At 61.9% G+C, this 12,356-nt stretch carries 13 protein-coding genes; 9 read left to right on the plus strand and 4 right to left on the minus strand.

Going from position 1 to position 12,356, the window contains the following annotated elements:
• The first annotated feature begins 136 nt into the window (after nt 1-136).
• The gene (gene dinB, locus KHO27_RS02400; RefSeq protein ID WP_181427684.1) at nt 137-1,195 is read left to right on the plus strand and encodes a DNA polymerase IV; all 1,059 of its coding nucleotides are present in this window, start codon (nt 137-139) and stop codon (nt 1,193-1,195) included.
• Between the two features lie 36 nt (nt 1,196-1,231).
• Here the strand turns inward: dinB and KHO27_RS02405 are convergent, their stop codons facing one another.
• From KHO27_RS02405 to KHO27_RS02415, 3 genes are all read right to left on the minus strand, one after another.
• Nucleotides 1,232-2,185 (minus strand): hypothetical protein, encoded by a 954-nt coding sequence (locus KHO27_RS02405; protein WP_214501120.1) that lies wholly within the window; start codon nt 2,183-2,185, stop codon nt 1,232-1,234.
• Between the two features lie 21 nt (nt 2,186-2,206).
• Nucleotides 2,207-3,922, minus strand: a complete 1,716-nt coding sequence (locus KHO27_RS02410; protein WP_046856771.1) for a proline--tRNA ligase — start codon at nt 3,920-3,922, stop codon at nt 2,207-2,209.
• A gap of 156 nt (nt 3,923-4,078) precedes the next feature.
• A complete protein-coding gene (locus KHO27_RS02415; protein ID WP_110697852.1) occupies nt 4,079-5,383 on the minus strand; it encodes an OprD family porin in 1,305 nt (434 codons plus the stop codon).
• Nucleotides 5,384-6,144: 761 nt separating this feature from the next.
• Here KHO27_RS02415 and KHO27_RS02420 point away from each other — a divergent pair.
• Nucleotides 6,145-6,564 (plus strand): HIT family protein, encoded by a 420-nt coding sequence (locus KHO27_RS02420; protein WP_110697854.1) that lies wholly within the window; start codon nt 6,145-6,147, stop codon nt 6,562-6,564.
• A 2-nt stretch (nt 6,565-6,566) separates the two neighbouring features.
• Complete coding sequence (locus KHO27_RS02425) at nt 6,567-6,779, plus strand: SlyX family protein (RefSeq protein WP_250888398.1); 213 nt, start codon at nt 6,567-6,569, stop codon at nt 6,777-6,779.
• A 19-nt stretch (nt 6,780-6,798) separates the two neighbouring features.
• On the opposite strand, the gene KHO27_RS26300 is transcribed toward KHO27_RS02425, so the two are convergent.
• A complete protein-coding gene (locus KHO27_RS26300; RefSeq protein WP_110697856.1) occupies nt 6,799-7,392 on the minus strand; it encodes a cold-shock protein in 594 nt (197 codons plus the stop codon).
• A 280-nt stretch (nt 7,393-7,672) separates the two neighbouring features.
• On the opposite strand from KHO27_RS26300, the gene KHO27_RS02435 reads away from it, so the two are divergent.
• The 6 genes from KHO27_RS02435 to ruvC all read left to right on the plus strand — a co-directional run bounded on the left by KHO27_RS02435 (nt 7,673) and on the right by ruvC (nt 12,352).
• Nucleotides 7,673-8,146 carry a Dps family protein gene (locus KHO27_RS02435; RefSeq protein WP_028690591.1) on the plus strand — a complete coding sequence of 158 codons (474 nt, stop codon included), beginning with the start codon at nt 7,673-7,675 and terminating at the stop codon, nt 8,144-8,146.
• 195 nt (nt 8,147-8,341) lie between these two features.
• Nucleotides 8,342-8,668 carry a ribbon-helix-helix domain-containing protein gene (locus tag KHO27_RS02440; RefSeq protein ID WP_110698200.1) on the plus strand — a complete coding sequence of 109 codons (327 nt, stop codon included), beginning with the start codon at nt 8,342-8,344 and terminating at the stop codon, nt 8,666-8,668.
• 88 nt (nt 8,669-8,756) lie between these two features.
• The gene (locus KHO27_RS02445; RefSeq protein ID WP_046856766.1) at nt 8,757-8,978 is read left to right on the plus strand and encodes an FmdB family zinc ribbon protein; all 222 of its coding nucleotides are present in this window, start codon (nt 8,757-8,759) and stop codon (nt 8,976-8,978) included.
• Nucleotides 8,979-9,072: 94 nt separating this feature from the next.
• Nucleotides 9,073-10,848, plus strand: a complete 1,776-nt coding sequence (gene aspS, locus KHO27_RS02450) for an aspartate--tRNA ligase (protein ID WP_046856765.1) — start codon at nt 9,073-9,075, stop codon at nt 10,846-10,848.
• Between the two features lie 93 nt (nt 10,849-10,941).
• The gene (locus KHO27_RS02455) at nt 10,942-11,694 is read left to right on the plus strand and encodes a YebC/PmpR family DNA-binding transcriptional regulator (protein ID WP_023628700.1); all 753 of its coding nucleotides are present in this window, start codon (nt 10,942-10,944) and stop codon (nt 11,692-11,694) included.
• 133 nt (nt 11,695-11,827) lie between these two features.
• Entirely contained in the window at nt 11,828-12,352 is a 525-nt protein-coding gene (ruvC, locus tag KHO27_RS02460; protein ID WP_023628699.1) for a crossover junction endodeoxyribonuclease RuvC, read from the plus strand.
• Nucleotides 12,353-12,356 lie beyond the last annotated feature (4 nt).

The raw sequence follows: 12,356 nt of genomic DNA on the forward strand, positions 1-12,356 counted from the left end.
CCCTTAGCGTGCCAGATCGCGCCGCAGCTCAGTGGCGACGGGGCTTGCAGGCCGATTGTCCGGTCCAGGCTGTCTCGTCCGTTGGCCATACGGTAATATCTGTATGAATTTACAGTAGTGGCTGTCATCCATGTCCTTGCGCAAGATCATCCACATTGATTGTGACTGCTTCTACGCCGCCATCGAGATGCGCGATGACCCACGCCTGGTCGGTCGCCCCATGGCCGTGGGTGGGCAGCCAGGTCAGCGTGGCGTGATCGCTACCTGTAACTACGAGGCGCGTGCCTACGGCGTGCGGTCGGCTATGGCATCGGGGCATGCGATGAAGCTGTGCCCCGACCTGGAAATCGTCAAGCCGCGTTTCGAGGCTTACCGTGAGGCGTCCCGGGAGATTCACGCGATCTTTCGCGACTACACCGAGCTGATCGAACCGCTGTCGCTGGACGAGGCTTACCTGGATGTCAGTGACAGCCAATGGTTTGCCGGCAGCGCCACGCGGATTGCCGAGGACATTCGCCGACGGGTCGCCCAGCAACTGCATATCACGGTGTCCGCAGGTGTGGCGCCGAACAAGTTCCTGGCCAAGATCGCCAGCGATTGGCGCAAGCCCAATGGTTTGTTTGTCATTACCCCGGATCAGGTGGAGGAATTCGTTGCGCAGCTACCGGTGGCGCGCTTGCATGGGGTTGGCAAGGTGACTGCGGATAAGCTCTCGCGGTTGGGAATCGACACATGCCTGTCGCTGCGTGATTGGCCGCGGTTGGCATTGGTGCGCGAGTTCGGCAGCTTCGGCGAGCGCTTGTGGGGGCTGGCGCGGGGGATCGACGAGCGTGCGGTGCATAACGACAGTCGGCGGCAGTCGGTCAGCGTCGAGAACACCTACGATCATGATTTGCCCGACCTGAGCAGTTGCCTGGAGAAGCTGCCTAACCTGCTCGCCAGTCTGAATGAGCGGATTGCGCGCATGGATAGCAGCTATCGGCCCGACAAGCCTTTCGTCAAGGTCAAGTTCCATGACTTCAGCCAGACCACGCTGGAGCAGGCGGGGGCGGGGCGAGACCTGGAGAGTTACCGGCAGTTGCTCAGCCAGGCGTTTGCCCGGGGTGGCAAGCCGGTGCGGTTGCTGGGGGTGGGGGTGAGGTTGCGGGATCTGCGCGGGGCGCATGAGCAGTTGGAGTTGTTTCGGGACATATAAAGAAGAAGGGGCCACAGATGGCCCCTCCTTTTGGTTTTACTGCTCGCCCGGATCGGCAACTAGTCGCCCGGTGGCCTTGGTCAGTGCCTGCAGAAATTCCTGCTGCAGCTCCGGATCGTTGCGCGTGAGTTCGATCAGGCTCTGTTCCAGTTCGCTGGCTTCTTCTTCCAGGCCCAGTTCCGACAGGCGCTTGACCCGGTGTACCCACTGGCCGACATCGTCGTCCTCGAGGTCATCGAAAATCAGCTCGTGGGCCTCGAGCAACTTGCCGCGCAAATTGCCGCTGACCAGCAGGCTGGCATCGCCTCGTACCTGGTTTTCCTCATCCACCACCTGCAGGTGCAGGGTGCCGATATGGTTGAGGTTCTGCTCGGAGAACGGGCTGTCGAGCAGGTTCAGGCGCAGTACGCCATGCTTGTCGGTGGTCAGCTCGTGGGTCATCTTGCCAGCCTTGACCTCGACCAGACGCTCGTTCCACGGCAGGCTGATGGACTCTTCGCGCTTGCCCTTCTCGACCTCGTCGATGCCCGCCAGGTTCTGCTGGGCACGGCCGTTGGACGGTACGTTCATGAACGGGTTGACGCCCGCCACGCCATAGCTCAGCCAGTCGTGGGTGATGCTGTCCGGCAGGTTGCCCAAGGCGAACACATTGGCCACATTGGCGCCGATGCCTGCCACCACGGCCACCGCGCCCAGCGGGATCTCGTAGACCTCCCGCCAGGGTTGGTAGGGGGTGTAGCGGTCGTAGCGGCGGGTCACTTCGAACTCGGTGACCTCGAAACGCTTGAGCTCATGAATGCGCACGCGTCGCTGCGGAAGCTCCATCACCTTCGGCTCGCCGACATCGATCTGCAGACTGTGCTCGAGCAGTTTGCGCTCGACGCGCTCCTCATGGTCGCTGCGCTGGGACATCTGGTTGGCGCAGCCGCCGAGGAACAGGGCGCCGCACAGTGCGGCGCCCCCCAGGGTGTAGGTACTTCGCTTGGACATGATCACTCGCGTAACGGGTTATCAGCGGCGGATGCGGGCCTGCAGGAAGGTCAGCACTTCATTGAGCGGCAGTGCCTGGGCCTCCGACTCGGTGCGGTGCTTGTATTCCAGGTTGCCATCGGCCAGGCCGCGGTCGCTGACGACGATGCGGTGGGGGATGCCGATCAGTTCCATGTCGGCGAACTTGATGCCGGGGCTGGTCTTCTTGTCGCGGTCGTCCAGCAGGACTTCGAAACCGGCGGCGGTCAGTTCGGCGTACAGCTTGTCGGTGGCTTCACGGACCACATCGGTTTCGTAGCGCAGCGGCACCAGGGCGATCTGGAACGGGGCCAGGGCGTCGTTCCAGATGATGCCCTTGTCGTCGTGGTTCTGCTCGATGGCGGCGGCGACCACGCGGGACACGCCGATACCGTAGCAGCCCATCGACAGGACTACAGGCTTGCCGTTCTCACCCAGCACCTGGCACTTGAGCGCTTCGCTGTACTTGGTGCCGAGCTGGAAGATGTGGCCGACTTCGATGCCGCGCTTGATGACCAGGGTACCCTGGCCGTCCGGGCTCGGGTCGCCCTCGACCACGTTGCGCAGGTCGGCGACCTGTGGAACCGGCAGGTCGCGTTCCCAGTTCACGCCGAAGTAGTGCTTGTCGTCGATGTTGGCACCGATGCCGAAGTCGCTCATCAGGGCGACCGAGCGGTCGATGATGCACTCCAGCGGCAGGTTCAGCGGGCCGAGGGAACCTGCGCCGGCACCGATGGCGGCACGCAGTTCGGCGTCGGTGGCCATCACCAGCGGGTCGGCGACTTGCTCCAGCTTGGTGGCCTTGATTTCGTTGAGCTCGTGGTCGCCGCGCACGATCAGCGCGACCAGCTTGCCTTCCTCGGCACCATGCACGATCAGGGTCTTGACGGTCTTCTCGATCGCCAGGCCGAAGTTTTCCACCAGTTGCGCGATGGTCTTGGCGTCCGGGGTATCGACCAGGCGCAGCTCTTCTGTCGGCGCCGGACGCACGGTTTCGCGCGGAATGGCTTCGGCCTTCTCGATGTTGGCGGCGTAATCGGAGCTGTCGCTGAAGATCACGTCGTCTTCGCCGGAGGAGGCGAGCACGTGGAATTCGTGGGAGTAGCTGCCACCGATCGAGCCGGTGTCGGCCTGCACTGGACGGAAGTCCAGGCCCAGGCGGGTGAAGATGTTGGAGTACGCCAGGTGCATGCGGTCGTAGGTTTCCTGCAGGGAAGCCTGGTCGGCATGGAAGGAGTAGGCGTCCTTCATGATGAACTCGCGGCCGCGCATCAGGCCGAAGCGCGGACGGATCTCGTCGCGGAACTTGGTCTGGATCTGGAACATGTTCAGCGGCAGCTGCTTGTAGCTGGACAGCTCGTTGCGCGCCAGGTCGGTGATGACCTCTTCGTGGGTCGGGCCGACGCAGAATTCGCGCTGGTGGCGGTCTTTCAGGCGCAGCAGCTCGGGGCCGTACTGCTCCCAGCGGCCGGATTCCTGCCACAATTCAGCCGGCTGGATGCTCGGCATCAGCACCTCGAGGGCGCCGGCGGCGGTCATTTCCTCGCGTACCACGGCTTCGACCTTGCGCATTACCCGCAGGCCCATCGGCAGCCAGGTGTACAGGCCGGAGGCCAGCTTGCGGATCATGCCGGCGCGCAGCATGAGCTGGTGGCTGATGACCACTGCATCGGCCGGGGTTTCTTTCTGGGTGGCGAGCAAATATTGACTGGTGCGCATGGTGAGCCGTGTCGATTGCCTGAATGTGAAATGACCCCGCATTGTACGGGGGCGAAACGAAAGCGTACAGAATGCAGCACTGGCGCGGTTCTGTCAGCCAAGAAAAAGCCCGGCGATCGCCGGGCTTCTTCATCTTTGGGCATCGCAAACCTGGGTTTACAGGATGCTCAGCGGGTACTCGACGATCAGGCGCAGTTCGTCCAGCGAGTTGGAGTAGACCGCGTCGGAGGAACGATAGGTGGCCTGGCGGACACGGAAGCTCAGATCCTTGGCCGGGCCTTCCTGCAGGACGTACTTGATGTCCACGTCGCGTTCCCATTCCTTGCCGTCGTTGGTGTCGGCAGTGTGGGCGCCGGTGCCGCGGACGTAGCGGGTCATGAAGGTCAGGCCTGGTACGCCGAATTCTGCGAAGTTCAGGTCGTAGCGAACCTGCCAGGATTTTTCGCCTTCGGCGTTGAAGTCCGAACGGGCTACCGAGTTGGCCAGGAAGATACTGCCGCCACCGTCGATGCCATAGGCATATTCGCCATCACCGGTGACTTTCTGGTAAGCCAGGGTAAAGGTGTGGGCGCCGATATTGTACGCACCGGAGAAGCTGTAGGCGCGGTTGTCGAGTTTGTCGCCGTCGGCGGTGGCGCGGTACAGGTTGTCGCCTTCGCCTTTGGTGTCATAGATGTTGAAGTCGAACACCAGGCCTTGCTTGTCCGAGATCGGCAAGGCCCAGTTGACATTGGCGTAGTACTTGCGCCAGTAGTCTTCGACCTTGGAGTAATAGAGGCTGGTCGACAGGCTGTCGGTAAAGGAGTAGGAGCCACCGAAGACGTCTGCTTCCTTCAAGCCGCGGCGACCCAGACCGTCACTGATACTGTCGCGGTCGGTTTCCGCTTGGGCTCTCATGCTCTTGAAACGGCCGGCATGCAGGGTCAGGCCTTTGATTTCATTGCTGGTGAGCAATGCGCCTTGCGCGGTTTCGGGCAGCAGGCGGCTGTCATCGGTGGCGAACACTGGCAGGGCGGTAAATTGGTCGCCGACCTTCAGGACGGTGTCGGAAATACGGAATTTAACGGCGGCGCCACCCTTGGAATAGTCATCCTGGGAGCGCTGGTCGGACCCGGTAGGGAACAGGCCGGTGCCCGAGTAGCCGCGGCCACTGTCAAGCTTGATGCCCAGCAGGCCGATGGCGTCGACGCCTACACCCACGGTGCCTTGGGTGAAGCCCGACTCGAAGGTGCCGATGAAGCCTTGACCCCATTCGCGCTGGTCGTGGCGCAGGCCGGCGAGTTTGTTGCCGGCCGACTCGGTGTTGCGATAGTCACGGCTGAAGTACAGGTTACGCATCTTGACGTTCAGCTTGCTGTCTTCGACGAAACCTTTCGACTCATCCTGCGAAGAGGCGACAGCCATCTGCGAAGTCCCTGCCGCTACGGCCAGGGCGATCATGCTCCACTTCATCACGCGCATCGTGATTTGCTCCTTTGGTTTTTAGGAAGAGTACCGCCGCACCCAAGTGTTTTAGTTATAGGGCCGGCTCTTTCTTGTTATGTCGGCGAAAATGTATATCACGCGGACTATTCTTGGCGATATGGGCAGAAACAACCTTTCGGTAACTTTATGGCCATGTCGCTGTCAGTTGTCTCCATGTCGCAAATCACGCCTGTCATATAAAGGCGTACAACGCCAGCGCTGTCTCGAAACCGTCATTTTTGTATAAATACAAAGTACGGCTTGTGAAACTCCCTGGTTATCCGATGCCGCTGTTGTTATTTGTCGCATTCACCCTGCAGTGCAGGGAGCGTGCCGACTTGGCGAGTAACGAATGCAACAAGCATGCTCAAAATCACGAACCTTTGATGAAATTTTCACAAAAGCCCTGCCTGTAGCCGGAAAACCTCCGAAAACACGGGGTGCGACCGGCTTGGCGGCTGTTCACGGTGATCTCTGGCGTATGCGCGTGAAGCTGCCTTCCAAGTCAAGGTGTTACCGGCGATTGTTTATCCTGGCTGTTTTATGTGACGGATGTGTGGTGGAGGTCTGACGAGCGGCATCATTTTGGTGCGAAAAGTAGCGCTGTGTTACCGAAGCGGGGCGCCGATGTTGTCATTCGCGTGCTACAAATGGCTCGAATCGACGTCGGCGGGTGTGGCGAATGCCGAAGAAGAGTATCCTTGCGCCCCTGTGCCCGGCCGGTTGGAAGGGCTGTATCGCTAGTAAGGAGGTTTGCCGTGTTCACCCTCGATTCGCGTCTGCAGGAGGATTCCCTGGTATTGGGCGACCTGCCGCTGTGCCGCCTGCTGCTGAGCAAGGATGCCAACTACCCGTGGTTCATCCTGGTGCCGCGCCGCGCCGATATCACTGAAGTGTTCGAGCTCGAGGAAGCGGACCAGCAGCAGTTGTGGGTCGAGACGAGCGCCCTGGCCGAGGCGTTGAAGGATGCCTTTGCCGCCGACAAGATGAACGTCGCGGCCTTGGGCAATGTGGTCAGCCAGCTGCACATGCATGTGATCGTGCGCCACCGTGGTGATGCCGCCTGGCCCGCCCCGGTCTGGGGCAAGGTGGCGGCCATCGGCTACACCCAGGAGCAGCTCGACGGTATTCGCCAGCAAGTACGTGCGCTGCTGGGTGAGAGCTTCAAGGAGGCTTGAGGATGTCGCAGGAACTGGAAATGCGCATGATCGAGCTGGAGACCCGCCAGGCGTTTCAGGATGACAGCTTGCAAGCGCTAAATGATGTGATTGTCGAGCAGAGTCGAGTGATCGAACGCCTGCAATTGCAGATGGCGGAGCTGATCAAACGCTACGAAGAGGTGGCCGGCCAGCAGGGCGGCGGGGAAGAGGAAGCGCCGCCGCCTCACTATTGAGCACGGCGGCGGTACAGGTTCAGCGGCGCGCGACGGCGACCACGTCTTCGGCCTGCAGGCCTTTGTCGCGGTGCATCACCGAGAACTCCACGCGCTGGCCTTCGACCAGCACCCGGTGGCCTTCGCCGCGGATGGCGCGAAAGTGCACGAAGATATCGTCACCGGAGTCGCGGGAGATGAATCCGAAGCCCTTGGAGGTGTTGAACCACTTCACGGTACCGGTATCGCGCTGGCCGGCCTCCGTGGGATTGCCCTGGCTGGTGCGGGCCTTTCGCGTGCCGCGAACGAAACCGGCCACCAGGTGCAGCACGCTGGCGAGGAAGGCGCAGGCCAGTGCTGGCAGGTTGCCAAGCTCCGGGCGGGCCAGCAGGGTGAGAGTCTGCAGGACCACGGCCACGACCAGCAGGATGCTGGTGGCGTGTTGCAGCTGTTGGCGCATGCCTTTGTAGTACTGCGGCAGTACGGGGGCAATCACCAGGTTGAGCAGGCCGAGCAGCGCCAGGTAGACAGCCTCGGGTTGCTGCAGGAAGGGTGTTGCGTCAGTTTTCAAGGTGGGTATGAGCGATAGCAGCAAAGCCGCCACGCCCGTCACCAGATGGACGATCTTGAACATTGGGTTTGGCTCACGTTGATAAGGCCGATCACAGGATGAGCTGGTCGCACGGTGCGCGTGAACTGTAGGCGCGAAAACGTGACGGGCCAGCCTATGCACCCGGCACTGACAATCCGCACGGGTGGCACACTGCCTATTTAACAGCAAAGACGGGGGCTTCTCAAACCGATTGGCGCCGACGGCTGTCCATGCAGCCTTGTGCCGCATGCGCCGGCGGGCAACTCTTGTTAGAGTGGTTGCTGCCCGCTTGATGATCAAGCCTTATGGAAAGGGGAGCTTCATGGCAATCGATATCGGTATCAGTGAAGAAGATCGCAAGTCCATCGTCGATGGGTTGTCCCGCCTGTTGTCGGATACCTATGTGCTGTATCTGAAAACCCATAACTTCCATTGGAACGTCACCGGTCCGTCGTTCCGCACCCTGCACCTGATGTTCGAGGAGCAATACAACGAACTGGCCCTGGCGGTCGACTCGATTGCCGAGCGCATCCGTGCCCTGGGCTTCCCGGCGCCGGGTTCCTATGCCTTTTATGCCCGCCACTCTTCGATCAAGGAAGAGGAGGGCGTGCCGCCTGCCGAAGAGATGATTCGCCAGCTGGTTCAGGGGCAGGAAGCCGTTGTGCGCACCGCTCGCAGCATCTTCCCGGTGGTGGACAAGGTCAGCGACGAGCCGACTGCCGACTTGCTGACCCAACGCATGCAGGTGCACGAAAAAACAGCATGGATGCTGCGCGTCTTGCTCGACGGGAACTGATTGCCGCTTGACCGTCGTTTGATCCAGCCAAGCCAGGCCCGATGCCTTCCCCGGTGTCGGGCCTGCACGTTTGCGGGGAAGGCTTTGCCGCTGCTATCGGCATGACCGGGTGGCGCTTCATGAAACACATGGATCCGTTCGCAGGGCGGGCGGGGTGTGGTTTCGAGATGATGGAGCGGTGCGGTGGACAGTCTGATGCGGGGTATCGACGGCAATACGAGGCACAGGCAGGGCGCGGGCAGCCCGCGGATCGATCCGTTCAGGCGGGACTTCGACATGGCGCAGGCGGGGCCTGTATCACGCTCGGTACGGCTCAACGGTTTCGCCACCTGCCTGCGTCTGGAGGTAGTCTATTGGCGCATCCTGGAGCGTATCGCCCAGGCCAACCGCTGCTCGGTGAGCGCGGTGCTGTCCTATGTGGACCGCGAGGTGCACCTGCGCCATGGCGGGGTGAGGAATTTCAGCGGGCTGGTCCGGGTGATCTGCGTCACCTGGTTGCAGGAAGCGCGGGACGTACACTGATCGCCGGGCTGCACAGCACTCCTTAACCATATATAATCCCGCTTTTTGCTGCCTTGGGCAGCGTGCGATGTGGTTGACGAGAGACGCCATGCCCCTTTACGACTATCAATGTGCATCCTGCGAACACCGCATGGAGGTGTTGCAGAAGATCAGTGCCGCGCCGCTGACCGATTGCCCGGCATGCCAGGCGCCGGCATTGAAGAAGCAGCTGTCGGTCCCCGGCTTCCGCCTGAGCGGCAACGGCTGGTACGAGACCGACTTCAAGACCGGGGCGAAAAAGAATCTGGCAGGCGGCGACAAGGCCGACTGAGTTGAATTGCACCGACCAGGTCTTGCAGTATTAGCCCCTTGGGCGGCCAAGACCTCCACCGAACATACGAATCACGAGAAGCGAAACCACGACCATGATGCGCAGCCATTATTGCGGCCAACTGAACGAGTCCCTGGACGGCCAGGAAGTCACCCTTTGCGGCTGGGTCCATCGTCGCCGCGACCACGGCGGGGTGATTTTCCTCGACATCCGTGACCGCGAAGGCATGGCCCAGGTGGTGTTCGATCCTGATCGCGCCGAAACCTTCGCCGCCGCCGACCGTGTGCGCAGCGAATACGTCGTGCAGATCACCGGCAAGGTACGCAAGCGCCCGGATGGCGCAGTGAACGCCAACATGGCCTCCGGCGCCATCGAGATCCTCGGTTACCAGCTGACCGTGCTCAACGAGGCCGAAACGCCGCCGTTCCCGCTGAACGAATACTCCGACGTGGGCGAAGAAACTCGCCTGCGCTACCGCTTCATCGACCTGCGTCGCCCGGAGATGGCCGACAAGCTGCGCCTGCGTTCGCGCATCACCAGCAGCATCCGTCGCTTCCTCGACGAGAACGGTTTCCTCGACGTCGAGACGCCGATTCTCACCCGTGCCACGCCGGAAGGCGCCCGTGACTACCTGGTACCGAGCCGTACCCACGCTGGCAGCTTCTTTGCCTTGCCGCAGTCGCCACAGCTGTTCAAGCAGTTGCTGATGGTCGCTGGCTTCGACCGCTACTACCAGATCGCCAAGTGCTTCCGCGACGAAGACCTGCGTGCCGACCGCCAGCCGGAATTCACCCAGATCGACATCGAGACCAGCTTCCTCGACGAGTCCGAGATCATGGGCCTCACCGAGAGCATGATCCGCAAGCTGTTCAAGGAAGTCCTGGACCTGGAGTTCGGTGACTTCCCGCACATGACCTACGAAGAGGCCATGCGCCGCTATGGCTCCGACAAGCCGGACCTGCGTATCCCGCTGGAGCTGATCGACGTTGCCGACCAGCTCAAGGATGTCGACTTCAAGGTCTTCGCCGGCCCCGCCAACGATCCGAAGTGCCGCGTCACCGCGCTGCGCCTGCCGGGCGGCGCCAGCATGCCGCGCAGTAAGATCGACGAGTACACCAAGTTCGTCGGCATCTACGGTGCCAAGGGCCTGGCCTACATCAAGGTCAACGAGCGCGCCAAGGGTGTCGAGGGTCTGCAGTCGCCGATCGTCAAGAACATCCCCGAGGCCAACCTCAACACCATCCTCGACCGCGTTGGCGCGGTCGATGGCGACATCGTGTTCTTCGGCGCCGACAAGGCCAAGATCGTCAGCGAAGCCCTGGGCGCGCTGCGTATCCGCCTGGGTCATGACTTCGAGCTGCTGACCTGCCAGTGGGCACCGATGTGGGTCGTCGACTTCCCGATGTTCGAAGAGAACGAAGACGGCAGCTTCACCGCTCTGCACCACCCGTTCACCGCGCCGAAGTGCACCCCCGAGGAGCTGGAGGCCAATCCGGCCACCGCGCTGTCGCGTGCCTACGACATGGTGCTCAACGGTACCGAGCTGGGTGGCGGTTCGATCCGTATCCACCGCAAGGAAATGCAACAGGCGGTATTCCGCCTGCTGGGTATCGAGGCGGCGGAGCAGGAAGAGAAGTTCGGCTTCCTGCTCGACGCCCTGAAGTTCGGCGCACCGCCTCACGGTGGCCTGGCCTTCGGCCTGGACCGCCTGGTCATGCTGATGACCGGCGCGCAGTCGATCCGTGAAGTGATCGCCTTCCCGAAAACCCAGAGCGCCGCGTGCGTCATGACCCAGGCCCCGGGCATGGTCGACGCCAAGGCCCTGCGCGAGCTGCACATCCGTCTGCGCGAGCAGACCAAGGTCGAGTAACCTCGACTACGGGCGCACGTGTTGCGCCCACGTATTCATGCGTTCCGCCCTTCGGGGCGGAACCTGTTTCTGTTTCAAGGATTTGGAGTCGTTATGGCCGGTCATTCCAAGTGGGCGAACATCAAGCACCGCAAAGAACGCCAGGATGCCAAGAGAGGCAAGATCTTCACCAAGTGGATTCGCGAACTGACCGTCGCTGCCAAGCAAGGTGGTGGTGATCCGGCGTCCAACCCGCGTCTGCGCCTGGCGCTGGACAAGGCCCTGGGTGCCAACATGAGCCGCGACATCATCGACCGCGCCGTGGCCCGTGGTGCCGGCACCAACGAAAGCGACAACGTCGAAGAGCTCAGCTACGAGGGTTACGGCCCGGGCGGCGTGGCGATCATGGTCGAAGCCATGACCGACAACCGTAACCGTACCGCTGCGGCCGTGCGGCATGCCTTCACCAAGTGCGGCGGCAACCTCGGTACCGACGGTTCGGTGGCCTATCTGTTCGAGCGCAAGGGGCAGATCAGCTTCGCCGCTGAGCTGAATGTGGACGAGGATGCACTGATGGAAGCCGCGATGGAGGCCGATGCCGACGACGTGGTGGTCAACGACGACGGCTCCTTTGACGTGTTCACCTCGTTCAACAGCTTCTATGCTGTGCGCAACGCCCTGGAAGAGGCCGGTTTCAAGGCGTCGGACGCCGAGATCGTGATGCAGCCGACCACCAGCGCCGAGCTGGACCAGGACGGTGCGGAGAAGGTGCTCAAGCTGATCGACATGCTTGAGGACCTGGATGACGTGCAGAACGTCTACTCCAACGCACAGATCTCCGATGAGATCATGGAAACGCTGGGCTGATCGTTTCGGCTATCGGCTGTAGCGCGGGGCAAGCCCGCTTCCACAAGGCCTGCGCCAGATTGCGGCGTAGCCTTTGTGGGAGCGGGCTTGTCCCGCGATAAGGCCGGCAAATTCGCACACCTTTGTAGGCGCTATGACTCTCATTCTTGGTATCGACCCCGGCTCGCGCATCACCGGTTTTGGCGTGGTCCGCCAGACTGCCCGTGGCTGCGAGTATGTGGCGTCGGGCTGTATACGCACTGGCGGCGGTGAGCTGCACGAGCGTCTGCAGATCGTCTTTCGCGGTGTCAGCGAAATCATCCGCCAACATGAGCCGGTGACCATGGGCATCGAGCGGGTGTTCATGGCGCGCAACGCCGATTCGGCGCTCAAGCTTGGCCAGGCCCGGGGGGCAGCCATCGTCGCCGCCGCCGAGGCCGGCCTGGAGATCGCCGAATACACCGCCAGCCAGGTCAAGCAGGCCGTGGCCGGCACCGGCGGCGCCAACAAGGAGCAGGTGATGATGATGGTCATGCACTTGCTCAAGCTGACCCAGAAACCGCAGATCGATGCCTCCGACGCCCTGGCCATCGCCCTGTGCCATGCCCATACCCGCTCCAGCCTCATCCCCCACGGGTTGGCGACGGCTCGGCGTCGTGGCGGACGCTTGCGTCTGTAACCGC

Origin of the sequence: Pseudomonas sp. RC3H12 (assembly GCF_018596375.1) — a bacterium.
Lineage (GTDB): Bacteria > Pseudomonadota > Gammaproteobacteria > Pseudomonadales > Pseudomonadaceae > Aquipseudomonas.